The 22,655-nt window shown below is 50.2% G+C and carries 24 protein-coding genes and 1 tRNA gene; 14 read left to right on the forward strand and 11 right to left on the reverse strand.

All coding sequences use genetic code 11. From position 1 onward, the window contains the following. Positions 1 to 25: 25 nt before the first annotated feature. Together miaA and Q4544_RS01075 are read left to right on the forward strand one after the other, a co-directional pair. Positions 26 to 901 (forward strand): tRNA (adenosine(37)-N6)-dimethylallyltransferase MiaA, encoded by an 876-nt coding sequence (miaA, locus tag Q4544_RS01070; RefSeq protein ID WP_303503332.1) that lies wholly within the window; start codon positions 26 to 28, stop codon positions 899 to 901. Between the two features lie 96 nt (positions 902 to 997). Then, positions 998 to 1,801: an AraC family transcriptional regulator gene (locus Q4544_RS01075; protein ID WP_303503333.1), complete on the forward strand. Its 804-nt coding sequence runs from the start codon at positions 998 to 1,000 to the stop codon at positions 1,799 to 1,801. A gap of 25 nt (positions 1,802 to 1,826) precedes the next feature. Here Q4544_RS01075 and Q4544_RS01080 read toward each other — a convergent pair whose 3' ends face one another. After that, on the reverse strand, positions 1,827 to 2,414 hold the full coding sequence (locus Q4544_RS01080; protein ID WP_303503335.1) for a lytic transglycosylase domain-containing protein: 588 nt from the start codon (positions 2,412 to 2,414) through the stop codon (positions 1,827 to 1,829). A gap of 166 nt (positions 2,415 to 2,580) precedes the next feature. On the opposite strand from Q4544_RS01080, the gene ssb reads away from it, so the two are divergent. Next, on the forward strand, positions 2,581 to 3,132 hold the full coding sequence (gene ssb / locus Q4544_RS01085) for a single-stranded DNA-binding protein (RefSeq protein WP_303503337.1): 552 nt from the start codon (positions 2,581 to 2,583) through the stop codon (positions 3,130 to 3,132). 49 nt (positions 3,133 to 3,181) lie between these two features. Here the strand turns inward: ssb and aroB are convergent, their stop codons facing one another. Next, positions 3,182 to 4,294, reverse strand: a complete 1,113-nt coding sequence (gene aroB, locus Q4544_RS01090) for a 3-dehydroquinate synthase (RefSeq protein ID WP_303503989.1) — start codon at positions 4,292 to 4,294, stop codon at positions 3,182 to 3,184. After that, entirely contained in the window at positions 4,295 to 4,897 is a 603-nt protein-coding gene (locus Q4544_RS01095; protein ID WP_303503339.1) for a shikimate kinase, read from the reverse strand. 71 nt (positions 4,898 to 4,968) lie between these two features. Between Q4544_RS01095 and Q4544_RS01100 the strand changes: the two genes are divergently transcribed. From Q4544_RS01100 to Q4544_RS01110, 3 genes are read left to right on the forward strand one after another with little or no spacing between them, the layout of a single operon-like run. Continuing rightward, positions 4,969 to 5,118, forward strand: a complete 150-nt coding sequence (locus tag Q4544_RS01100; protein ID WP_303503340.1) for a hypothetical protein — start codon at positions 4,969 to 4,971, stop codon at positions 5,116 to 5,118. Beyond that, entirely contained in the window at positions 5,108 to 6,622 is a 1,515-nt protein-coding gene (locus Q4544_RS01105) for a hypothetical protein (RefSeq protein ID WP_303503342.1), read from the forward strand. Before Q4544_RS01100 ends, Q4544_RS01105 begins: the two co-directional genes overlap by 11 nt. Further along, on the forward strand, positions 6,622 to 7,548 hold the full coding sequence (locus tag Q4544_RS01110; RefSeq protein WP_303503344.1) for a site-specific tyrosine recombinase XerD: 927 nt from the start codon (positions 6,622 to 6,624) through the stop codon (positions 7,546 to 7,548). The genes Q4544_RS01105 and Q4544_RS01110 overlap by 1 nt, the downstream gene beginning before the upstream one ends. A 51-nt stretch (positions 7,549 to 7,599) precedes the next feature. Here Q4544_RS01110 and Q4544_RS01115 read toward each other — a convergent pair whose 3' ends face one another. Continuing rightward, on the reverse strand, positions 7,600 to 8,406 hold the full coding sequence (locus Q4544_RS01115; RefSeq protein WP_303503346.1) for a metallophosphoesterase: 807 nt from the start codon (positions 8,404 to 8,406) through the stop codon (positions 7,600 to 7,602). Between the two features lie 69 nt (positions 8,407 to 8,475). Here Q4544_RS01115 and Q4544_RS01120 point away from each other — a divergent pair, with 69 nt between their 5' ends. Beyond that, positions 8,476 to 9,807, forward strand: a complete 1,332-nt coding sequence (locus tag Q4544_RS01120; protein WP_303503349.1) for an HlyC/CorC family transporter — start codon at positions 8,476 to 8,478, stop codon at positions 9,805 to 9,807. Here Q4544_RS01120 and Q4544_RS01125 read toward each other — a convergent pair. Beyond that, positions 9,794 to 10,375, reverse strand: a complete 582-nt coding sequence (locus Q4544_RS01125; protein ID WP_303503351.1) for a YceI family protein — start codon at positions 10,373 to 10,375, stop codon at positions 9,794 to 9,796. The two genes, Q4544_RS01120 and Q4544_RS01125, sit on opposite strands and share 14 nt — an antisense overlap. A 150-nt stretch (positions 10,376 to 10,525) precedes the next feature. Continuing rightward, positions 10,526 to 11,314, reverse strand: a complete 789-nt coding sequence (locus Q4544_RS01130; RefSeq protein ID WP_303503353.1) for a Hint domain-containing protein — start codon at positions 11,312 to 11,314, stop codon at positions 10,526 to 10,528. Positions 11,315 to 11,598: 284 nt separating this feature from the next. On the opposite strand from Q4544_RS01130, the gene Q4544_RS01135 reads away from it, so the two are divergent. Next, positions 11,599 to 14,247: a Hint domain-containing protein gene (locus tag Q4544_RS01135; RefSeq protein ID WP_303503355.1), complete on the forward strand. Its 2,649-nt coding sequence runs from the start codon at positions 11,599 to 11,601 to the stop codon at positions 14,245 to 14,247. A 118-nt stretch (positions 14,248 to 14,365) separates the two neighbouring features. Here the strand turns inward: Q4544_RS01135 and Q4544_RS01140 are convergent. After that, positions 14,366 to 14,449 (reverse strand) — tRNA-Leu (locus Q4544_RS01140). Between the two features lie 227 nt (positions 14,450 to 14,676). Between Q4544_RS01140 and Q4544_RS01145 the strand changes: the two genes are divergently transcribed. Further along, positions 14,677 to 15,255 carry a YqaA family protein gene (locus Q4544_RS01145; RefSeq protein WP_303503358.1) on the forward strand — a complete coding sequence of 193 codons (579 nt, stop codon included), beginning with the start codon at positions 14,677 to 14,679 and terminating at the stop codon, positions 15,253 to 15,255. A gap of 2 nt (positions 15,256 to 15,257) precedes the next feature. After that, entirely contained in the window at positions 15,258 to 15,719 is a 462-nt protein-coding gene (locus Q4544_RS01150; protein WP_303503361.1) for a disulfide bond formation protein B, read from the forward strand. On the opposite strand, the gene Q4544_RS01155 is transcribed toward Q4544_RS01150, so the two are convergent. Next, positions 15,716 to 16,141: an Lrp/AsnC family transcriptional regulator gene (locus Q4544_RS01155; protein ID WP_303503990.1), complete on the reverse strand. Its 426-nt coding sequence runs from the start codon at positions 16,139 to 16,141 to the stop codon at positions 15,716 to 15,718. The two genes, Q4544_RS01150 and Q4544_RS01155, sit on opposite strands and share 4 nt — an antisense overlap. A gap of 116 nt (positions 16,142 to 16,257) precedes the next feature. On the opposite strand from Q4544_RS01155, the gene rocF reads away from it, so the two are divergent. From rocF to Q4544_RS01170, 3 genes are read left to right on the forward strand one after another with little or no spacing between them, the layout of a single operon-like run. Further along, positions 16,258 to 17,181, forward strand: coding sequence for an arginase (gene rocF, locus Q4544_RS01160; RefSeq protein WP_303503365.1), 924 nt, complete (start codon positions 16,258 to 16,260; stop codon positions 17,179 to 17,181). Next, positions 17,181 to 18,098, forward strand: coding sequence for a citrulline utilization hydrolase CtlX (gene ctlX, locus Q4544_RS01165; RefSeq protein WP_303503367.1), 918 nt, complete (start codon positions 17,181 to 17,183; stop codon positions 18,096 to 18,098). The genes rocF and ctlX overlap by 1 nt, the downstream gene beginning before the upstream one ends. Before the next feature lie 9 nt (positions 18,099 to 18,107). Continuing rightward, on the forward strand, positions 18,108 to 19,160 hold the full coding sequence (locus Q4544_RS01170; RefSeq protein ID WP_303503369.1) for an ornithine cyclodeaminase: 1,053 nt from the start codon (positions 18,108 to 18,110) through the stop codon (positions 19,158 to 19,160). A 43-nt stretch (positions 19,161 to 19,203) separates the two neighbouring features. Here the strand turns inward: Q4544_RS01170 and Q4544_RS01175 are convergent, their stop codons facing one another. The 3 genes from Q4544_RS01175 to Q4544_RS01185 form a co-directional block, all read right to left on the reverse strand. Beyond that, positions 19,204 to 19,788, reverse strand: a complete 585-nt coding sequence (locus Q4544_RS01175; RefSeq protein WP_303503991.1) for an HNH endonuclease — start codon at positions 19,786 to 19,788, stop codon at positions 19,204 to 19,206. A 206-nt stretch (positions 19,789 to 19,994) separates the two neighbouring features. After that, entirely contained in the window at positions 19,995 to 20,660 is a 666-nt protein-coding gene (locus Q4544_RS01180; RefSeq protein WP_303503371.1) for an alpha/beta hydrolase, read from the reverse strand. Continuing rightward, entirely contained in the window at positions 20,657 to 21,310 is a 654-nt protein-coding gene (locus tag Q4544_RS01185; RefSeq protein WP_303503992.1) for a DNA-3-methyladenine glycosylase, read from the reverse strand. The genes Q4544_RS01180 and Q4544_RS01185 overlap by 4 nt, the downstream gene beginning before the upstream one ends. Positions 21,311 to 21,443: 133 nt before the next feature. Here Q4544_RS01185 and Q4544_RS01190 point away from each other — a divergent pair, with 133 nt between their 5' ends. After that, the gene (locus tag Q4544_RS01190; RefSeq protein WP_303503993.1) at positions 21,444 to 22,652 is read left to right on the forward strand and encodes an MFS transporter; all 1,209 of its coding nucleotides are present in this window, start codon (positions 21,444 to 21,446) and stop codon (positions 22,650 to 22,652) included. Positions 22,653 to 22,655 lie beyond the last annotated feature (3 nt).

Here is a 22,655-nt window from a genome sequence, read left to right on the forward strand (position 1 = left end):
GCGGAAAAAAAACGGAAAAGCGTGAATGATTGACCTGAAAGCCCTGTCTCCTGAAATACCCGTCTTGATTGCAGGGCCGACAGCTAGTGGAAAAAGCGCGCTTGCGCTTCAGATCGCGAGTCAGCAGGGCGGCGTTATTGTGAATGCTGATGCTCTTCAAGTTTATCGCAATTGGCGCGTGCTATCGGCCCGTCCATCAGCTGAGGATGAAGCGCAAGCCCCCCACGCAATGTATGGTCACATTGGAAAAACGCAGCCTTATTCCACGGGGCATTGGTTACGTGAAATTTCCACCTTCTTAGATGGTTCCCAACGACCAATTATCGTCGGAGGCACCGGGCTATATTTTGGTGCACTCACTCAAGGGCTGGCAGAAATACCCGAAACCCCAGCAGAGATTCGCGATGAAGCGAATGAGCGCGTCGCATCCGAGGGTTTTGAAATGCTTCGTCGCGAATTAGACGCCGAAACCCTTTCTCGGATCGACACGTTAAACCCGATGCGTGTTCAGCGCGCTTGGGAAGTACAAAGAGCAACCAACCGTCCTCTTTGGCAATGGCAGGATGAAACACCGGCGCCTTTGCTGCCCCTTTCATCCTGTGCGCCGTTTCTTTTTGACGTCGACAAAGAGTGGCTAAACCAGCGGATCGCAAAGCGGTTTTCGATGATGTTAGATTTAGGTGCTCTGGATGAAGCTCGAGAAAACCTAGAAGACTGGACGCCATCTTTGCCATCCTCCAAGGCAATCGGTGCACCAGAATTGATCGCCTACCTTAAGGGGGAAACAACGTTAGAGGAAGCCAGAGAGCTTTCAACAATTGCGACACGCCAATACGCGAAACGCCAGCGCAGCTGGTTTCGCGGAAGGATGAAGGACTGGAAACACATAGCACCCAATTGAGACAAGGTATTAATTAATCAATTTAATTAATGATTATTTACAGAAGATATGCTTAAAAGTTTCACAAAACATACCTTTTGAGCGCAACGAAACGACATGACCAACCAGAACGTTAGAGTCGCGACTATTGCGCAACTCACCACGGGATCGTCCGCGGACTTAGGCTTAATGCACGTCCAAACAGAAAATCTACTGTTGTGGACAACGCGGGGACAAGGCGTCGTAAACCTGCAAGGTGAACGAAAAGGCTTTGGAACACACAATGCCATTTTCGTACCCGCGGGTAAGATTTGGTCGATAGAAATTGGGCGTCAGACGCTTGGCCAAGCGGCTATTGTGCCAGACAATGTCGCCGATGCATTCCCGAATGAAAGCCAATTGCTTCGCATCCAAGATGGGTTAGCACAGAGTGAATTAACCGGCCTGATTGAAGATATGCGACGAGAGATTCTGCAAGACCGCGCCTTTGTTGGCCAAGCTTTGTCTTCGCAAGCAACTTTGTTAGCGATCTGGCTGCAGCGCCAAATGCAACACCAGCCGCCTGCCCCAAAACGCAAAGCTGCGACCCGATTGGTTAGGCGGTTTTGCGATATTGCTGCGGCTGAATATACCTCTGGGAAAACGATGGCCGATTTTGCCGAAATGTTAAACGTGACCCCGACGCATTTGACGCGTGTGTGTCGGCAATCCGCTGGTATGACTGCTGCCGACATTCTAGCGCAATGCGTTATTCACTCGGCTAGAAAACAATTAGAGACAAGCACCACAAGCTTCAAAGCCATCTCAGAAGAATTGGGTTTTGCGAGTGCTGCTTACTTTACAAGGTTCATTCAACAGCATTGTGGGGCTACCCCCACAACCATCCGTCAGCGCGCAAGCCATAAAGTTCAAACGAGCTAACACACTTGATGGGGAATAAGAGCTATTAGCTACCCCAGATAATTTTGACGTAATTCTGTGTCTCTTTATACGGAGGCACACCGCCATATTTTCGCACAGCACCTGGACCTGCGTTATAGGCCGCTAAGGCCAATCGCCATGATCCAAATTCGCGATACTGAGCGGCTAGGTAGCGTGCCCCACCCTCTAGGTTCTGTGCTGGGTCATGCGCATTGACCCCCAAAGATGCTGCTGTGCCGGGCATCAGTTGTGCCAGCCCCAACGCGCCCTTGTGTGACTTTGCACGCGCGTTCCATCCACTTTCCTGCTGCACCAGGCGCAAGAATAGATCTACTGGAATATTATGTTTCAGAGCAGCACTACGTGCCACATCTAAATAGGGACCACGGTACTTGCCTTTAAAAGGTTTTGTGCCCCATTTGGTCGGCGTCACGACTTTCTGAGGGGTTAACTTTACAGAGTTTTTGTACTGTTCGGATGCGCGATTATCCAAAACACTTGTCTGGCTTTTGAATAAAGACGTGCGCGATTTACTGCCGATCAAATCCTTAGCGGACACGCTTGTGGCCAAGCCCAGAGCCCCGATCAAAATAACACTGACCACCTTGAACATGAATTCTGTCCCATCGTTAATTCCGCTGAATATAGCAATGATTATCCTTTTTTAAAGACTTGGCTGTTTCGGTGCTGCAAAGTTGCTCAAATTTCTGCTGGCGTTCTGTCCCCTGTGATGGTGTAAGCTTGCGCGAAACCTACAATAGAATCCAAGGGGGTGGCACATGGCCGGATCACTGAACAAAGTTATGCTGATTGGTAACCTGGGGCGTGATCCAGAGGTGCGCTCGTTCCAAAATGGTGGCAAAGTATGCAACCTGCGTATTGCAACATCTGAGACCTGGAAAGACCGTAACACTGGCGAACGCCGCGAACGTACGGAATGGCATTCGGTTGCTGTATTTAGCGAAGGCCTCGTACGTGTTTGCGAGCAATTCCTACGTAAGGGCTCCAAAGTTTATATCGAAGGCCAGTTGCAGACCCGGAAATGGCAGGATCAATCCGGTCAAGATCGCTACAGCACCGAGATTGTCTTGCAAGGCTTTGGCAGCACGCTGACAATGCTTGACGGTCGCGGCGGCGAAGGCGGCGGCGGCGGTGGTCAAGGCGGCGGCCAAGGTAGCTATGGCGGTGGTCAAGGCGGCGGTTACGACAGTGGCGCACAAGGTGGCGGTAGCTACGGTGGCGGCCAAGGTGGCGGTAGCTACGGTGGCGGCCAAGGTGGTGGCGGACAAAGCACACCGTCACGAGACCTAGATGACGAAATTCCATTCTAATAAAAAAGGCCCCGCATTGCGGGGCCTTTTCATAATCTGGAGTACTAGCTCAGCATTGATCGAGAGCGTCTTGTAGCACCTTCAGGACTGCATCTTTTGGCACATCAGCCGAAACAAACGCATCCCCAATCTCGCGCGCCAAGATAAAGCGCAATTGCCCATCAACAACTTTTTTGTCTTGCCCCATTAGATCAAGTAAAGCGTCAGCATCAGGCAAAGCACCTTCGATGTCAGACAAATCTGTTTTCATTCCCATTGCCTTTAGGTGCGCGCGAACCCGGCTCGGGTCTTCTTGTGAGCACAGACCTAACCGCGACGACAGTTCAAACGCCAACGCACAACCAATTGCGACACCTTCGCCGTGCAACAAACGATCGCCGTATCCAGTCGCAGCCTCTAGTGCATGACAGAACGTGTGCCCAAGATTAAGCAGCGCACGGTCGCCCTGCTCTGTCTCGTCACGCATCACGATATCCGCCTTCATTTCACAAGAGCGCTTTACTGCAGCGATGCGCGCGCCTTGATCACCAGCGGCCAGTTTTGGGCCCCACTCTTCCAGCCACTCAAAAAACGTAGCATCTCCGAGCATGCCGTATTTGACGACTTCACCGTAGCCAGACAGAAAGTCCCGTGGGGTCATCGTTTCTAAGACATCAATATCAGCCAAAACCAAAGATGGCTGATGAAAGGCGCCGATCAGGTTTTTGCCCTGTGGTGCATTGATGCCAGTTTTTCCGCCAACGGAACTATCGACTTGCGCGAGCAATGACGTTGGAATTTGGACGAAGCCAACGCCACGACGCAGCGTAGCTGCTGCAAATCCAGTGAGGTCGCCAATCACACCGCCACCTAGAGCGATGACCAAATCTTTACGTTCCACTTTCTGAGCCAAAAGCCATTCTACGGTTTGCTCAAAATACGGCCAGCTTTTGGTGCCTTCACCCGCAGGTAAAATCAATGCTTCCGACTGAATGCCAGCGGCCGCTAACCCATCTTGAAGTGTTTTCAGGTGCAGAGGCGCGACGTTCTCTTCGGTAACGATCATCATCCGCTTTCGAGAACTGATTTTTGAAATCAGCGTACCAGCTTGGGATAATAAACCCGGACCAATGTGAATATCATAGGCGCGGTCGCCCAGACCAACGTGAACGGTTTCCATGATTTAGGGCTCCAGAACATCAGGCCGCGTTAGAAGGGCTTTGATTACCCGGTCAGCCATGTTTTCGATTGAGTAAGACGCATGCGATTGCACCGCAAGATCGGCTTTTGAATAAATCGGAACGCGCTCATTGTAGATTTGTTCAAGGGTCGCTTTCGGGTTTGCAGTACGCAACAGTGGCCGTGTATCTTTGTGACGAACACGTTGCCAAAGCAGGTCGAGGTCAGCATCTAGCCAAACAGAGACCCCTTTATCCGAAATCATTGTTCGGTTGCTATCCGATAAGAATGCTCCGCCCCCGGTCGAAAGCACGCCTTGCATATCGTCCAAGAGCCGATCAATGACCTGTGTTTCTTTTGTGCGGAAAAAGGGTTCGCCATCGCGTTTGAATATTTCGGCAATCGACATATTCGCTGCTTTTACAATTTCCGCATCCGAATCCAGAAAGGGAACATTCAGTTTTGCCGCCAAAGCACGGCCAACAGCGGTTTTTCCCGCCCCCATCATCCCGACCATGACAACAGTTTTCTTAAGTTTCATGCCTATGCAACGCCTTGCTTTTTGGAGAATTTGAACGAAATCCGGCCAAAATCCGCCATTTGACATTGAATGACGTGATATTCGCGAAAAGGCCAGTTATAAAGTAGAAAAAACGGCAGGCAAAATTGGGGAAGCGAATGGGCAAGCTCTTAAGAGCACTGTTTTTCCTAGTGGTTCTCATCGCAATTGGCTTAGTGGGCTATGCCTACTTAGGACCAATTTTTGGTGCAGACTTCTCGGCACCACAGCGCGAAGTGCGTGAAACGGTTCCATTGGATGCGAATTAAATCGGCATCCATTGCAGCAACTTGCATTGCAGCAGCTAGCGCAGCAATGGCGCAGCCGGCTGATCCGTTGTCTGCAATTGATTGGTTGAGTCAAACGCCAACCGTAACAATACATATAGCTCCCGACGAACCCCCGGTCGCCGAAGGTGGAAGCACACCTGAAGTGTCCGTTGGGCAACTGGATTCTGAAGGAAGAGATGCGGTCGGCCTACTACCCAGTAATGTAACAGGTCTACCAAACAGCTTGTGGCAAGAAAGCAATGCCAAAAACCTAGCGGATTTATTGGCAGTTCAATCTGCCGAAGCATTCCCCGCGATGCAGGCATTAACCTACACCCTTCTGCTGGCCGAAGCGAACCCACCAATTGATGTTCCTGGTAAACACACTCTGCTTTTGAAACGAGTAGATAAACTGATCGCACTTGGCGCAATTGAACAGGCAAACGCATTGCTGGTCCGCGCGAACCCAGATGAGCCTGATCTATTTGCGCGCTGGTTTGATGTGACGTTGCTGATTGGTGAAGAAGATCGCGCATGTTCAGCACTTGAAGGTGCGCCTCATCTCGCACCCAGTTATGGGGCCAGAGTATTTTGTTTGGCGCGTGCTGGCGATTGGAACTCTGCTGCAATCACTCTAAATTCGGCAAAATTGCTAAACTTGATCAGTGAAGAAACTGACTCCCTTTTACTTCGCTTTCTTGATCCCGAGCTCTTCGCAGAAGAGCCGTTGTTGGTATCCGTTTCCGAGCCATCTCCATTAAACTTCCGACTTTACGAAGCAATTGGCGAGGCGCAACCGACTGCTTCCCTACCAAGGGCATATAGCCACTCTGATTTAAGCGAAACCGCCGGTTGGAAATCTCGGCTTGAGGCTGCGGAAAGATTAGCTCGTGTTGGTGCCCTTCCCGAGAACCGCCTTTTTGCGATCTATACCGAGAACCGTCCCGCAGCTTCGGGTACGGTTTGGGACCGAGCAAGCGCAATTCAAAAGTTTGAATCAGCGCTCGCTTCAAAGGATCAGTCTAAAGTCGAACAAGCATTACCTGCCGCTTGGAACGCGATGAAAAGCGCACGTCTTGAGGTTCCGTTTGCTAGATTTTATGCAGAAAAATTATCCAAATTTACATTAAAAGATGAAGCCGCAACCTTAGCGGGAAAAATATTGCTACTTTCCCCTATGTATGAAAATATTAATCCGACAGGATCAGATGACTATCTATCTGCACTTGCTTTAGGTAACCCGCCTAAACAAAGTGCCGACCCACTAAAACAATCTGTTTCGGATGCATTTCATGGCGCAGGCGTACCACAAGCACTTTCAAATCGCTTGGCACGCGGCCAGTTAGGTGAAGTTATTTTGCAAGCTATGACATTATTTTCACAAGGAGCAGCCGGCGATTTGCGGGCCCTAACGAGCGCCTTGGCTACATTTCGAGCAATTGGTCTAGAAGACACTGCGCGCCAAGCTGCGTTGCAGGTCCTTTTGTTGGAGCGCGGTTACTAATGCGTGAAATGCAATGGATCTCTACTTTTCTTGAAGCGCAGGCTGCGGAACTTGGCGCTGCGACGAACACGCAGATGGCCTATGCGCGTGATCTGAAGAACTTCGCAGAATGGATTGGCGACAGATCAATCAAATTCGTCGATGTCGTTCGCTCAGATATTGAAGACTACCTTGTTCACTGCGATGAACAGGGCCTTGCTAAATCCACGCGTGCACGCCGCCTTTCGGCAATTAAACAGCTTTATCGTTTTGGATTTGAAGAAGGTTGGCGCGAAACCAACCCTGCCATTCAAGTCAAAGGCCCGGGACTAGACAAACGGTTACCAAAGACGTTGGAAGTTAAAGAAGTCGATCTGCTTATTGAAGCCGCACGCGTTTCTGGGCGGAACAAACAAGATAAGGCTCGCAACATCTGCATGATGGAACTGCTTTATGCCACAGGCATGCGCGTTTCTGAATTGGTGTCTCTGCCAGTTAGTGCGTCACGCGGTGATCCACGGATGCTACTAATTTCCGGTAAAGGCGGCAAAGAGCGCATGGTTCCTTTGTCCCCGGCTGCACGAGAGTCACTCGCTGAGTGGCTGGTTATCCGAGATGCCGCTGAAGACGTCAGGGTCAAATCTGGGAAGGCGACTTCTAAATACCTCTTCCCAAGTCGCGGAAAACTTGGCCACCTCACCCGGCACCGTTTTTACGCTCTTATCAAGGAATTTGCGGTTTCTGCAGGTGTTAATCCAGACAAGGTTACACCACATACTTTGCGGCATGCCTTTGCAACGCATCTGCTCGCAAATGGCGCGGACCTTCGGTCTATCCAAGTTCTGCTGGGACATGCAGACGTCGCAACGACCGAGATTTACACGCATGTGCTTGATGAACGACTAAAGGAGTTGGTGTTAGATCATCATCCACTTGCTAAGTCCTAAATGCTGGGTCTGGGGCAGCCTCTTGCTGTCCCCCCCGATTGCTAACAAACTCTATCGTTTGGCGCGTAATTCTTGCGGAAGAATATCTTCCGAAGGCCAATACCCAGTTTGCAATGCAACATCATAACCCTTAACTAGATTGGCGCTCTTCATTGCGGAAACGGCAGAAACGACGTCGTAGCTCAAAGAGTGAAATTCTGGCTTTCCAGAGCTCAGTACAGCAAAACTGGTATCAGCGCTTCCATTATTTGCCGGCATTCCAATCGCACCTGCGTTGATCCAAATTTTATCAACTAAATCGCGGCAGAACTGCATTCCGCAATGCCCCGCTATGATACCGTCAACAGCTCCAAGTACATCTTCAATCGCACCTAGCTCTTCTCTAAATTCGGCTTCGGGTGAAGTTGGCCACAAAAACCGGCTGATGTTGGTAATGCCGCCATGAATCGCAGCGAACCGTTTACCACTTTGGGTAAAGACCAGAACATCTGGGAGATTATGCATCCAGTCGCGTTGTTCATCGGTAACTTGGGATGAGGCATGCGCGAACCATCCTGCAGACAACAGATCACAAGTCGTGCCCTCGTCAAATCCACACCCGCAGTCCATCGCATTCACAGCAAGTTGTTTTTCACAATTACCTGCTACGACAGGGCAATCTAGCTGTTGAATGAGATCCATCGTTTCCGAAGGATGAGCACAATACGCTGCTATATCGCCCGTACAAATCAAATTTGACGGTTTAATCTGCATGTCATGTGCTTGCTGAAGCAAAGCCTGCGTTGCCTGAAGGTTGGAATATGGACCGCCAAACAACAACACAGGCGTATCAAAATTGCCAAGGTCGACGACTTTCATTTGTGCTTTTCCTTGAATGAACGCCCTTCGAGGCTCATAACGCCATCAGATAAGAGGATTATTTGATCTATGGAAGTCACAACTGTGGCATTGGACAGCGCCTTTTGGCTCACAGCCGGAGCAATCGCTGTGCTTTTGATGCTCTCCGCCTTCTTCTCAGGCAGCGAGACCGCTTTGACCGCAGCAAGCAGAGGCAAGCTGCGCAGCCAAGCTGATAAAGGTAACAAAGGGGCTGAGCGCGCCTTAGACATCACAGAAGACAATGAGCGCTTGATTGGCTCGGTTCTTTTGGGAAACAACCTTGTGAATATCCTCGCGACGTCTTTAGCGACCGCTCTGTTTACGCGGGTCTTTGGCGAAAGTGGCGTAGCGCTTGCGACTTTGGTCATGACATTGCTCGTGCTGATTTTCGCTGAAGTTCTTCCGAAAACCTATGCAATCACTGCGCCAGAGATAGCGGCAGCTCGGGTGGCGGGTATTATTCAAGCTATCGTAACGGTATTTGCACCTGTGGTTTCTGCTGTTCGCCTATTGGTACGTATGGTGTTGCGCATTTTTGGAGTTCGCGCTGATCCAGATAGCCAAATCCTTGCCGTCCGTGAAGAAATCGCTGGAGCCATTCAATTGGGCCACAGCGAAGGGATCGTCGAAAAAGAAGATCGCGACCGTATCTTGGGCGCATTGGATCTAAGTGAACGAACCGTAGAAGAGATCATGCTACATCGTTCAGGCATCGAAATGATCAATGCCGATGACGATCCTTCCGATATTTTAGCGCAGTGCCTTGAAAGCAATTACACGCGCTTGCCTGTCTACAAGGATGATCCAGAAAATATCGTGGGTGTTGTTCACGCCAAAGATTTGCTGCGGGCAATGCATTCTCAGTTCGTTGATGGTGATGGAACGCGCGCTGACTTGAGTAAATTCAACCTCACATTGGTTGAGAAGAAGCCATATTTTGTACCCGACACGACATCGCTTGATGATCAGATGCGTCAATTCCTGCGTCGGCGCAGCCACTTTGCCCTTGTGGTTGATGAATACGGCGCCTTGCGCGGTTTGATTACGCTAGAGGATATTTTGGAAGAAATCGTCGGTGAAATCACCGATGAATTTGATCCGGCTGCAGAACATCCAATTCGCAAAAGCGATGATGGTCAGTTTTTGATTGATGGCGCCATGACCATTCGCGACCTGAACCGCGCAAGCGACTGGACGCTACCGGATGACGAAGCCAATACAATTGCAGGCCTTGTGATCCATGAAGCCCAAACCATCCCTGTGGTTGGTCAGGTCTTTGCCTTTCATGGTTTCCGCTTTGAGGTCATGGCGCGCAAAGACAACCGCATCACTCGGTTGAAAGTACGCCCGCTTGAAACGTTCAACGCTACGCCCGAGTGAGCCAAATAAAGAACTTAAGCGAAATGTCATCACCAACAAAATTTGCGTAACCGGTTGCTCCAAAATCCGAACGTTTTAAACGGCCTGAAATTTCTAGCACGAGTTTTGAATTGTCTTTGGGGGCATCGGGCGTTCGGATCAAGCGAGCACTGACTTTTACGGGGCGCGTCACACCGCGTAGCGTTAGGTCGCCGCGTATGTCTGCCCCCTGCCCGCGTTGAACGACCTGACGGCTTACAAATTTGGCACTAGGAAACCTAGCTGCATCTAAAACTTCCTGACTTTTCATAGCCGACGTTGAAAACAGATCGCCCGCACGAGCATGCTCTACAGAAAGATCGACCGTTACGCTGGACTTAGACAGCATATCCAAATCAAGGATCACATCGGCATTTGAAACTGGGAAAAAGCCCTTGCTGCGTTGATCACCAATTTCGAAGAAAAAGCTTACACGCGACGCATTCTGATCAACAGAATACCGTTGCGGCTCTGCCAATACCGATGAGGCTAGGCTACAGAGCCAAACTGCTGCTACGACGAAGGACGGCCTAAAAACTTTAGTATACATAGCTCAATGCTAGCACATCGGGCTTACGATACTAAAATCACCACTAAGTGTTCAGGTCCAATCAGTAGAATATTAACTACGAATGGCTCTTGCGTTTGCTCATTCTGGCAGAGAGTACCTTCCTGTGTGAACGTGCCGAGGTTGGCGCTATCAGCAATCGAAACGCTGGAACTGGCGTGCGAACTCACTGCGCAAAACCGGCCGTGCAGACGGATAGCTTCTCTCTAACGGCACATCATTCAATTGCGGGAAAATCGCGCGTATCTCCTGGCGCTCATCGCCTGAAAATTGCTCCAATGCCTCTTTGTCAGGTGTCATCGTATCCAGCCAAGCATCGTTGGCGCGCAATACTTCCTGACGATCAAACAGCATTGCGACCATAGGTTCATTGCACTCGATCTCGTTCACTCCTTCGAGGTGTAACAAATCACCTGCACGCACCAAAACCTCGCGAGTGCCAAATTGATCTGCAATTTCAGGACACGTCAAAAGCACGCGTTGGCGCCCAGAAACGTGAAGTACGTCTGATGGGATACCAGCATCAATGGCACTGGATTGGATTTCCACCATCGTAGAATTACTCTTGGTGGGCAAATAACCAGTCCAGCGCAGCTTTTGAAACCCATTGTCACGGGTCAAAATCTGTTCCCCGACCGAAAGCTCGCCCACAGTTTTCCCACCGCTTGCAGTGACCACTTGTGTCTTCGCAGACATGCTACTGACGCCACGCAATAATTCAGGGGTTTTTCGTGTAATTTTCTCAGGCGCAACAGATTGAAATCCCGTCGGATAAACAACCTCTGCCGACTTACTAAGCCGCTGATGTGGAACGATCGCGCGTGGCGCAGATGCATCATGTATATTAGAGAATATATTGTCGCCAAAATCGGGCGCGCGTTCAATGTCCGGCAAACGCCGATTGATAATTCGTACTTTCATTGAAAAGCCTTGTTCTGCTCGATTTGGCCCGCTTCTGCAGACGTCGTGATTAATATCCATGGACTACCGAGCGAAGAAGGCTGCTTTTAGGCGACATATAGGAGACTTTGGACAAATTTCCTTGAAATACCTCGACAAAAAGGCACTGCCACAGCAAATTCACAATCAAGAAAATTTTGCCTCATTTATTTCAAACTGACACCGCAATACGCGAGCAAAAACACCAAAATTAAACTAGATCGCTGCACCTTGGTGTGGCCATATTAATGATGATCGGACGGGCTATGCCGACAGAAAATACATTGAATTGGGCAGACGCGGCTACGAACGGCCACGTTACAGTTGGCTCGGGTGAAACTTCTACTGGTGTCACAATCGCCACGAATACAAATGCCGCGGGCGAAACCGGCAGTATAACGACACAAGGTTCCCCAGCCGAAGATGCGCTTTGGGTCGACGACTTAACAGACGCTGTCACCACCACGCTCACGTTTGATGCCCCGGTTGAAAACGTCTCGTTTGAAATATTTGATTTAGACGAGAACGGCACTTTATGGGATGAACGCGTTACGATCCTAGCGACAGACGCCGAAGGAAATGTTTTTCCAGTTTCCGTGTCTGATCTTGATGGAACACATTCTGCCAGCAACGGTATTATAGATGCTGATGGGATCGCGAGCCTTACAACTGATACAACAGGTGCCGATGACTCAGTTTCAGTTTCTATTGCTGGTCCAATTACATCCTTAGAAATCATCTTTGAGAACGGCGAAGACGCAGCCCAAACAGGAAAAATTGGGTTAAGCGACATTTCTTTTTCCAATGCTCCTGACGGCATTGTCGAAGGTAGTGCCGCGGCGGAATTGATCGACAGCGCATATGCCGGGGACCCTGAGGGCGACGTTGTAACCAATGCTGGTACGCAAATCGAAGCAGGTGGCGGAAACGACACAGTGTTTTCAGGCACAGGTAACGATAGTGTTCTAGGCGGTGATGGCGATGACATATTGGTCGGCGAAGCCGGTGATGACACGCTTGAGGGCGGTGACGGAAACGACACTTTGCTGGGCTATGAGGGTAACGATGTTTTCATCGGTGGTGATGGCAATGACAGCGCGCAAGCTGGTGAAGGCAATGATGTCTTTTATGGCGGGCAAGGCGATGACTGGGTCAACGGTGATCTCGGGAATGATGAGCTCCATGGCGGCACTGGTAACGACTTTTTACGCGGCAGCTTTGGCAACGATACAATCCATTCAGGTGGTACAGGCGAAGGCGATGACTATCTATGGGGTGGTTATGGCGATGATCGGTTCGTCATCACTGACGGATTTGGCAACGACACAATCGCTGGCGAAAACATAGATGAAGTAGATGGCGATACCGTTGATCTATCCGCAGTAACAACCGGTGTACGGCTGGATTTGACGAATGGCGCATCTGGCATTGGCACCTTTTCGGACGGCACTAGCACAACCGAATTTGAGGCCATCGAAAACATTGAATTATCTGCAGGACAAGACACCGTCGTTCTTGCCGATGGATCCGGTTCTGACACGGTGACTGGCTTTGCGGTCCCTACAGACAATGGCGATGGCACATTCACTGCAGGCGATTTGCTAGATGTAACCGCACTGACCTCTGATTCTGGCGCAACACCAATCACCACGCGAAACGTTACTGTCAGCGAAGATGCCGATGGAAATGCTGTTCTTTCTTTCCCGGGTGGTGAATCCCTGACGTTAGAAGGCGTTGCAGCATCATCACTTTCCTCACCAGAAGCGCTAGAATCCCTAGGCATTCCAGAAGCGCCAGATGGCTATTTCATTGGCTCCTCTGGAGATGATGTCATTAATGTCGGCGACATCGACGCTGATGGAGACTTAATAGACGGCGGTGATGCGGCCCTTCCCGGCAGTACGGGTGATGACGATCATGTCCAAGCACTTGATGGAAATGACTTGGTATTCTCTGGTGCAGGCGACGATATTGTTGAAGGCGGCACAGGAAACGACACGGTTTATGCATCCGTTGGTGACGACACCATTTACGGTGGCGAAGGTGACGACAAGCTTGTTGGCGAAGACGGCAACGACGCTATCTATTCCGGAACCGGCGCTGATGAAATGGACGGCGGTGCCGATCGCGATACCTTCTTTGAAGTCAATGACGGCGACACCATCTTTGGTGGTGAAACCGGAGATGACTTTGACACCATAAATCTAACTGGATCTGGTGATCACCGGGTCACTTATGATGTAGCTGACGCAGAATCTGGGACAATTGAATTTCTGGATACAGACGGCAATGTAACAGGCTCAGCACACTTCGAAGGGATTGAGCGGATCGTCCCCTGCTTTACACCCGGAACACTGATCGCAACTGAAACTGGTGCGCGGAATGTAAGCGAGCTTGCCATAGGCGATCATATTCACACGCGTGATCATGGTATTCAGAAAATTCGCTGGATTGGCACGCGCCACCTTTCAGAATCTGACCTGAACGAAACACCATTTTTGCGGCCGGTGCTTATTAGAGCTGGTGCTCTTGGCAATGCACTGCCAGATCGCGATATGATGGTTAGCCCCAATCACCGTGTTCTGGTAACCGATGCAAAGGCTGAGCTGTTGTTTGGAGAGGCTGAAATTCTAGTTGCTGCGAAACATTTGATCGGCACCTCTGGGATTGAAAAAGCAGAGGTTGCTGATGTTACCTACGTACATTTCATGTTTGAGCGACATGAAATCGTTATGTCTGACGGATTGTGGAGCGAAAGCTTCCAACCTGGGCTTCAAGCGCTCGCCGGTCTGGACGCTCCACAGCGCGACGAAATCTATACTTTGTTTCCTGAGTTGATGCTTGATCCTAGCAGCGTTTTCGCCACAGCGCGACCTGTCGCACGTAAACGCGAAGCACAACTTCTATTCAAATAAACAAAACACAAACGCGTGTGGTCGTGACCATTCAACGGTCAAGACTACACGCGCTTTCGCATGAAGCTTTCAGGCTAAATACCTGAAATTATTCAATTTTGCGGAAACCTAAAATAGGTGGTACCCAAGGCCGGACTCGAACCGGCACGCCTCGCGGCGGGGGATTTTGAATCCCCTGCGTCTACCATTCCGCCACTTGGGCACGTTTGAGTGGGATACTCAAATCAGTTGGGAACGTCTAGAGCGAAAGTGCAAATCTGAGCGGATTTTTTCATTCTATCAAAATATTCGTGGGCTTCATCCAAACGCTCCTTTAACAATGCTCCAAAATCAGAGCATGTCGCTTTAGGCGCTCGCACTTCTAGGTCATACAAACTTGAAGTAAGAGCATAAAAAAGTAACTCAAAGCGAAAAACATCAGGAGCCGGAATGTTAAAAGGTTTGTACGATTGGACGATGCGCCTAGCCGATCACCCGCGCGCAATTTGGGCCCTAGCCATCGTAAGCTTTGTGGAAAGCTCATTTTTTCCGATCCCACCAGACATCTTGATGATTCCTTTGATCCTGGCTGCGCCTCATCGCGCCTGGCTAATTGCAGGCGTTGCCATGGTCTCATCCGTGTTGGGTGGACTTTTTGGCTACACAATCGGCGCATTAGCATTTGAACAGCTTGGTCAGCCGATCCTTGAGGCCCTTGGAAAAGGCGACGCCGTTGCCGAATTCAATACTCGCTTTAACGACTTTGGCTTCTGGGCGGTCCTTGGCGCTGGAATTACGCCATTCCCTTATAAAGTGATTACAATCATGTCCGGTTGGACAGGAATGCCAATCGCGACATTCGTTGTGTCCTCTATTTTAGCACGGGGCTTGCGCTTCTTCATTGTTGCCGCATTGCTATGGAAATTTGGGGCACCAATTCGTGACTTCATTGAGAAACGTCTAGGCCTTGTATTCACGGTCTTTCTTGTGCTTCTGTTTGGCGGATTTCTTGTAGTAAGGTACCTATAATTATGCCTCGCCAAACTGCGGTTCTTTTTCTTACGCTTGCTTCAGCTGCGATGATATTATCGGCCTGGGGATTTCAATACATTGGTGGCTATGCACCCTGTAAAATGTGTTATTGGCAAAGGTACCCCCATATCGCCGCAGTCATCATTGGCGGATTGGCCCTCGCGATCAAACAACGCGTGTTTGTTTGGCTTGGTGCACTAGCATCAGTGACAACTGGCGTGATCGGAATTTATCATTCTGGAGTTGAACGCAAGCTTTGGGAGGGCCCAACGTCATGTACCTCTTCGAGTATCGGTGGCTTGAATTCAGATGAGCTGTTTAATCAGATCATGAATGCGCCATTGGTCCGTTGCGATGATATCCCCTGGCAAATGGCAGGCTTTACCATGGCAAATTTGAATGCCATTATTTCATTAGGTCTAGCTTTTCTTTGGATCTTGGTCGCACTTAAACGCGACTAACCCTGCTTGCGCGTTGCCAATAACAAGTTCGTTTCGCTCGTCGCGACACCTTCGTAGCGCCGAATTCGTGCAAGAATATTATCTAATTCTTCCAAAGTTTCGGTACCAAGCTCTACAATCAAGTCCCAACGACCGTTGGTGGAATGCACGGCACGCACTGCAGGCATCCCATTGAGCTGACGCACAATGCGTTCCGCACCACGTCCTTCGATACCGATCAGCATAAGCCCACGAACTGGATCGCGTTGAACGTCTTCTTTCAAAACAACACTAAATCCGACGATATCACCACGCTCTTTCAACCTGTCAAGACGTCCACGCACAGTCGTACGAGACACGCCCAAATCAATAGCAAGGTCAGACAACGACGAACGAGCATCGTGACGCAAAGCAGAAATTAACTTACGATCCACATTATCCATATTGATCAATCTATCTTTCGTATTGAGTAGTGGCTGCCCAATATGTGCAAATTGATGGATGAAAATCAACCCAATTTGCAATATTCTTAAGGCAACCCTCAACTCGCAGGAATGATATGACACCGAAAACCTGTATTTTAGTTGGCGCTCCTGTGGATTCAGGAAAGCGGCGTCACGGCTGTATCATGGGCCCAGACTCTTACCGAACTGCTGGTCTCGTAGAAAGCTTAACCGAGCTTGGCCATACGGTCATAGATACAGGGAATATCGCGCCAGCACAGGTATCGGTTCCCGCGCCCCAAGCAAACACACATGCATGGTCTGAAACTATCGGTTGGACCCAATCGTTGTCTGACGCGGCGGAACGGGCCATTGAACAGGGGTTTCCCATTTTTCTAGGCGGCGACCATAGTCTTGCCGCTGGAACGGTCCTGGGTGTCAGCCGGTATGCGCAAAAACAGAGCCGGCCACAGTTTGTATTATGGCTTGATGCTCATAGCGATTATCACACACCGCAAACAACGGATTCTGGCAACCTCCACGGCACCCCAGTAGCATACTTCACCGGTAAAGATGGTTTTGACGGCTTTCCCAAAGTGCCCCATCCAATACCTGAAGAGAATGTTTGCATCATTGGACTTCGGTCCGTTGATCCAGCTGAACGTGACGCTTTGCAACGCAGTAAAATCCATCGCCATGACATGCGTGAAATTGACGAAATTGGCATAGTAAAACCGCTCACAGCATTCCTAGACAAGGTAGCGGCGGCTAATGGCATGCTGCACGTATCGTTGGATGTCGACTTTCTGGACCCAATGTTTGCGCCTGCCGTCGGCACCACAGTTCCTGGTGGAGCAACCGTGCGTGAAGCACATTTGGTCATGGAACTGCTGCACGATGCCGGTCTTATGACCTCGCTTGATCTAGTAGAACTAAACCCCTTCCTCGATGAGCGCGGCCGTACAGCCACGCTTATGGTAGACCTCGCAGCGTCGTCTTTGGGGCGGCGCATATTTGATAGACCCACTCGGAGTTACTAATGAAATCCGTGCAAGCCCCTCAGGCGGTTGTCATGATCCGCCCACACCATTTCTGTTCCAATCCGGAAACGCGTGACGACAATGCATTTCAAACGCTCAGCAATCGCGATGCCGATGCGACATCGGACGCGGCATTGGCGGAGTTCGATGCAGCAGTTGATAAACTCCGGTCTGCAGGCGTCCGCGTTCATGTTTTTGATGATTTCAGCACCGAAACCCCAGACAGTGTTTTTCCGAACAACTGGTTTTCCACGCATGCCGGTGGCCATATTGCGATCTACCCGATGTTCGCAGAAAATCGTCGCAAGGAACGACGCCAAGATGTGATTGAACTGCTAAAAGCTGAGTATCGCGTTCAAGACGTCATTGATTACTCAGGCCTCGAGCAAGACAACTTAGCGCTCGAAGGCACTGGTGCAATGGTTTTGGACCATACGGGCCGCATTGCCTATACAGCGCAGTCAAACCGCGCTGATCCAGTCATTCTGGAGCGTTTTTGCACACATTTTAACTATGAGCCTATCGCATTTGAGGCAAAAGATGCGCAAGGGCGCGATGTGTACCACACCAATGTTCTAATGGGTATTGGAACGGATTATGCGCTGATCTGTCTTGATATGATTACAGACCCAGCGCGCCGCCGAACCGTTGCATACCGACTTGAAGAATCAGGATGCGAAGTCATTGACTTAACCCATTCTCAGATTGGTGAATTCGCTGGGAATGCCATTGAGCTCACCGGCAATAGACGCGTGCTGGCCCTTTCCGAACGGGCGCTTAAATCGCTGCGCCCTGAACAACTTAGCATTATCGAAAAGTCGGCAGATCCCTTGCCCCTTTCAGTTCCTACCATCGAAACCGCAGGTGGGTCAGTGCGCTGCATGATCGCTGGCATCCATCTAACTCGCCGTACATAAGAGGTCACAATGAACCAACCTTCTGAAAAAGCGCTCGTCCCATTTGTAAGCGTCGAAAACATGATGCGCCTCGTGCATCACATTGGCATCGAAACTGTTTTGCGCGATTTAGCAGATTACGTCGAAGCCGATTTCCGTCGCTGGGAATTGTTTGACAAAACACCACGCGTTGCCTCGCATTCCGACGTCGGTGTAATTGAACTTATGCCAACCAGCGATGGCGAAGCTTATGGCTTTAAATACGTAAATGGCCACCCGAAGAACACGTCAGAAGGCCTGCAAACGGTTACTGCCTTTGGCCTATTGGCTGACGTCTACACCGGCTATCCTGTACTTCTCACCGAGATGACAGTTCTGACTGCCCTGCGTACGGCAGCGACTTCAGCTATGGTCGCTAAGCACTTGGCGCCTAAAGGTTCTAAGACGATGGCAATGATCGGTAACGGCGCGCAATCAGAGTTCCAAACTCTCGCCATGAAAGCGATTGTTGGCATTGAAAATGTGCGCCTTTATGACGTCGATGCTGCCGCTTCAGAAAAATGCGCACGCAACCTTAAGGGGCAAGGTGTCAACGTCACAATCTGCAAAACACCAGAAGAAGCAATTCAAGGTGCGCAAATTCTGACAACCTGCACCGCTGATAAGAAAAACGCGACGATCCTAAGCGACAATATGGTTGGCGCGGGTGTGCACATTAACGCAATCGGCGGTGACTGCCCCGGCAAGACCGAATTGGCTGCAGATATTCTGAATCGCTCTGACGTGTTTGTGGAATTCCCGCCACAAACACGAATCGAAGGTGAAATTCAGCAAATGCCAGAAGATTTTCCGGTTACCGAAATGTGGGAAGTCATCGAAGGCAAAGCAGCTGGACGCTGTGACGACAAGCAAATCACATTGTTTGACGGCGTTGGTTTTGCAATCGAAGACTTTTCGGCCCTGCGTTACATCCGTGATCAGGTAAAAGACAGCGGGTTCTGCGAAAACCTCGACATGTTAGCAGATCCTGATGATCCACGTGACCTATTTGGCATGGTACAGCGTGCTGTTCCTGTTTCGTAAGAAAACAAAAGCGGATCAATCACTTGATCCGCTTTTTTAATGCTTATGCATCAAGCTCGGCGTCCCAATATAGAAAATCCATCCAACTTTCGTGCAGATGGTTTGGTGGAAACTTCCGTCCCATATCGCGAAGCTCGCCAGCGCGCGGTTGGCGAGCCGGTTTCTTCAAATGCATATTGGCTTGCCGCAAGCTTTTGCATCCTTTTTTCAAATTACACCGGCTACAAGCCGCGACAACGTTTTCCCAGCTTGTCACACCGCCCGCAGCCCTTGGGATAACGTGATCAAATGTCAAATCCCCTTGGGAACCGCAGTATTGGCACCTAAATTCGTCCCGTAAAAAAAGATTAAAGCGCGTGAAGGCCACGCGCTTTACAGGTTTTACATAATCTCTCAGCACGACCACCGACGGGATCCGCATTTCGATACTAGGACTTCGCGCTACGTAGTCATATTCCGCGACAATATCGACCCGATCCATGTAGACCGCCTTAACAGCTTCCTGCCATGGCCACAGTGAAAGTGGATAATATGATAAGGGCCTATAATCCGCGTTAAGAACAAGCGCGGGGTGCTGCTTCAACCCACCGGGTTGGTGTACAAACTCTGACCTGAAATCGCCATCCATTTGGGACTCTACCTCCGCCCAACTGCCTGATTTTTCAGCATTCGGGCGGGACATCCCGCCCTGCTCTAAAACTACTATATATCGGGGGAGCGACTTGGCAACCCCCACGATATATGAAGTTCAGATGATGGCTAACGCGATTCCGTAACGAATGGATGACAGTTATCCACAAGCCGCCCTAATAGAGCAGCTTGACCTGTAGTTAATCAGAGGCCCAATTTGTCCCGCATGAATGCGAGGGATACAGATAGACCATCCGGCGCAATCCCATGTGCCGTGCCTTTCATGATATGGGCAAAGACATCTTGAAACCCAGCATCCTGCAAGGCCTGAGCAGCCTCTGGCAGAGAATTCACTGGTACGACATCATCCTGATCCCCGTGAACCAACAAGATTGCTGGGCGGCTTACAGTCTCATCCGCAAGCACTTCGGGTGAAAGAAGGCGACCAGAAAAGGCAACAACCCCTGCGACTGGATCTTCTCGGCGTGGCGCGACGTGTAAGCTCATCATTGAGCCTTGTGAAAAGCCAAACAATACCACTTGCTCGGGCAATACATCTTCATCGACCATCATTGCGTCTAAAAACGCATTCAGGTCTTCGACCGCCGCGCGCATCCCGCGTTCGCTTTCTTCTTCAGAACTTCCGTCAATCCATGGGATAGGAAACCACTGAAGACCAGTGGGCATTCCTGGAATTGTTTCCGGAGCATCTGGCGCTAGAAATAGCGTGTCTGGAAGGTGTTCCGCCAAAGGATCAGCCAGACCGATTAAGTCCTGACCATTCGCACCATAGCCATGCAAAAACACGACAACTGATCGAGTTTCCCCCGATAGTGGTTCCTTACGAAGCGCATTAAGTACCCGAGTCATCTGATCCCTTCCCTGTCTTTTGCAACATGGTAGTAGGCCCACAAGAGACGCGCTGCAACCGATCTCCAAGGAGACCAAGCTTCGGCCATAAGCCGCAGCTGTTTTCCAGTTGGGCGCGTATCAAGATCAAATAAAACCCTAGCGCCTTCTTGTAACGCCAAATCACCGGGTGCAAAAACATCGGCGCGCCCAAGGCTAAACATCGCATAGATTTCCGCAGTCCAAGCTCCGACCCCACTAACCTCAGTCAGCCTTTTAATCACTTGAGGCGTAGGCGCATCTCGTAACGCTTTGAAATCAATTCGTGATTCTGCCAAAGCACGCGCATAACGAACCTTTTGCCAACTCAGCCCGGCATCTCGCAGTTCATCATCGGTTGCCCACATAATCTTTCGAGGGCCAGCCAATTTCGCCTTTTTCAGACGCGCCCAAATCGCATTGGCGGCTGCGACACTAACCTGTTGGCTTACAATTGCGCTAAGTAGCGGTTCGAAGCCATCTTTTTTGAGACGCAGAGGTAACTTACCAGTTCTTGCATAAGCACTAGCAAAACGTGGATCCAATTTACCTAAATAGGCGACGCCTTCGGCAACGCATGTGTCGGATTTTATTATGCGACCAACCAAAACGACCTCCAAAATTTCGTGCATCGGACCAATCTCTGCGCTGCTTGTCAAACCCGGATCATGCGTATTGTATACATCTGAACGGATCAGTTCATTTTATTGTACCAATCCCCTTTTCAAACCAAGAATTCGGGTCTAGCCATTCCCTATGACACAAATGATTGATGACCGCAGAGCGCGACGCGCCGTATTCATATTAGTTCTGGCCCAGGCATTAATTGGCTCCCAGATGCCCATGATTTTTACGATTGGCGGATTGGCCGGGCAATCTCTAGCCTCCAACGCCTGCTTTGCAACACTACCCATTTCGATGATTGTTCTGGGATCAATGTGCACAGCGACACCGATGTCGTCGATCATGCAAAAATTTGGTCGCCGGGTTGGCTTTTTGCTAGGCGCTCTGGCCGGAGCTCTTGGTGGTGCGATTGGGGCCTATGGCCTGTACCTATCAAGCTTTCCTGTGTTCCTGTTGGGTAGTTTTATTACAGGCATCTATATGAGCGCACACGGTTTTTACCGCTTTGCCGCTGCTGATAGCGCATCAGAATCTTACCGCCCAAAAGCCATTTCATATGTCATGGCTGGCGGTCTTGCGGCGGCACTTATCGGTCCTCAAATTGTTAAAGTAACAGCGGATGCAATGGTCGTACCATTTATGGGCACATATGCTGCTGTGATCGCTTTGAATTTGATAGGCTCCATCCTTTTCCTGTTCCTTGACCTGCCGGTACCCGAAGCGCCAAGGGCTGACGCGCCACCAAGCCGCAGCCGTTGGGAACTGTTGACCACACCGCGTATCGCAGTTGCTGTCATTTGCGGAGCAGTCTCTTACGCGCTTATGAATTTAATGATGACATCCACCCCACTTGCGGTGGTCGGATGTGGATTTGCCAAGGAAAATGCGGCTGATGTGGTCAGTGCACACGTGTTGGCGATGTTTGCCCCATCCTTTTTCACAGGTCACCTAATCGCCCGTTTTGGCGTGGAAAAAATTGTGGCTATCGGCATTGCAATCTTAGCCGCAGCGGGCGTGGTTGCCCTGCAAGGCGTCACACTCGGCAACTTCTTCGTCGCTTTGGTTTTGCTTGGTATCGGTTGGAACTTTGGCTTTATCGGCGCTACCGCAATGCTTGCAAGTGCTCATGAACCACACGAGCGCGGTAAGATGCAGGGTCTAAATGACCTCATCGTATTTGGTGGCGTAACAGTTGCATCCCTCGCTTCTGGCGGATTGATGAACTGTTCTGGGGGTTCACCTGTTGAAGGTTGGGTTGCAGTAAATCTGGCAATGGCTCCTTTCATTGTCCTCGCGGGTGGTGCGCTGATCTGGTTGATCATGCGTCCACAACCAAAGCCTGCTGAATAAGGA

Source organism: Cognatishimia sp. 1_MG-2023, assembly GCF_030548175.1.
Taxonomy (GTDB): Bacteria; Pseudomonadota; Alphaproteobacteria; order Rhodobacterales; family Rhodobacteraceae; genus Cognatishimia.

Excerpts from the sequence above, each read along its gene's own strand:
- ssb (WP_303503337.1), top strand. The coding sequence starts at position 2,581 with ATGGCCGGATCACTGAACAAAGTTATGCTGATTGGTAACCTGGGGCGT.
- Q4544_RS01080 (WP_303503335.1), bottom strand. The coding sequence starts at position 2,414 with ATGTTCAAGGTGGTCAGTGTTATTTTGATCGGGGCTCTGGGCTTGGCC.
- Q4544_RS01190 (WP_303503993.1), top strand. The coding sequence starts at position 21,444 with ATGATTGATGACCGCAGAGCGCGACGCGCCGTATTCATATTAGTTCTG.
- Q4544_RS01105 (WP_303503342.1), top strand. The coding sequence starts at position 5,108 with ATGCGAATTAAATCGGCATCCATTGCAGCAACTTGCATTGCAGCAGCT.
- Q4544_RS01180 (WP_303503371.1), bottom strand. The coding sequence starts at position 20,660 with ATGACTCGGGTACTTAATGCGCTTCGTAAGGAACCACTATCGGGGGAA.
- Q4544_RS01130 (WP_303503353.1), bottom strand. The coding sequence starts at position 11,314 with ATGAAAGTACGAATTATCAATCGGCGTTTGCCGGACATTGAACGCGCG.
- Q4544_RS01110 (WP_303503344.1), top strand. The coding sequence starts at position 6,622 with ATGCGTGAAATGCAATGGATCTCTACTTTTCTTGAAGCGCAGGCTGCG.
- Q4544_RS01150 (WP_303503361.1), top strand. The coding sequence starts at position 15,258 with ATGCCTCGCCAAACTGCGGTTCTTTTTCTTACGCTTGCTTCAGCTGCG.
- Q4544_RS01100 (WP_303503340.1), top strand. The coding sequence starts at position 4,969 with ATGGGCAAGCTCTTAAGAGCACTGTTTTTCCTAGTGGTTCTCATCGCA.
- Q4544_RS01145 (WP_303503358.1), top strand. The coding sequence starts at position 14,677 with ATGTTAAAAGGTTTGTACGATTGGACGATGCGCCTAGCCGATCACCCG.
- ctlX (WP_303503367.1), top strand. The coding sequence starts at position 17,181 with ATGAAATCCGTGCAAGCCCCTCAGGCGGTTGTCATGATCCGCCCACAC.
- Q4544_RS01155 (WP_303503990.1), bottom strand. The coding sequence starts at position 16,141 with ATGGATAATGTGGATCGTAAGTTAATTTCTGCTTTGCGTCACGATGCT.
- miaA (WP_303503332.1), top strand. The coding sequence starts at position 26 with ATGATTGACCTGAAAGCCCTGTCTCCTGAAATACCCGTCTTGATTGCA.
- Q4544_RS01120 (WP_303503349.1), top strand. The coding sequence starts at position 8,476 with ATGGAAGTCACAACTGTGGCATTGGACAGCGCCTTTTGGCTCACAGCC.
- Q4544_RS01170 (WP_303503369.1), top strand. The coding sequence starts at position 18,108 with ATGAACCAACCTTCTGAAAAAGCGCTCGTCCCATTTGTAAGCGTCGAA.
- Q4544_RS01125 (WP_303503351.1), bottom strand. The coding sequence starts at position 10,375 with ATGTATACTAAAGTTTTTAGGCCGTCCTTCGTCGTAGCAGCAGTTTGG.
- Q4544_RS01185 (WP_303503992.1), bottom strand. The coding sequence starts at position 21,310 with ATGCACGAAATTTTGGAGGTCGTTTTGGTTGGTCGCATAATAAAATCC.
- Q4544_RS01075 (WP_303503333.1), top strand. The coding sequence starts at position 998 with ATGACCAACCAGAACGTTAGAGTCGCGACTATTGCGCAACTCACCACG.
- rocF (WP_303503365.1), top strand. The coding sequence starts at position 16,258 with ATGACACCGAAAACCTGTATTTTAGTTGGCGCTCCTGTGGATTCAGGA.
- Q4544_RS01135 (WP_303503355.1), top strand. The coding sequence starts at position 11,599 with ATGCCGACAGAAAATACATTGAATTGGGCAGACGCGGCTACGAACGGC.
- Q4544_RS01115 (WP_303503346.1), bottom strand. The coding sequence starts at position 8,406 with ATGAAAGTCGTCGACCTTGGCAATTTTGATACGCCTGTGTTGTTGTTT.
- Q4544_RS01095 (WP_303503339.1), bottom strand. The coding sequence starts at position 4,897 with ATGTCAAATGGCGGATTTTGGCCGGATTTCGTTCAAATTCTCCAAAAA.
- Q4544_RS01175 (WP_303503991.1), bottom strand. The coding sequence starts at position 19,788 with ATGGATGGCGATTTCAGGTCAGAGTTTGTACACCAACCCGGTGGGTTG.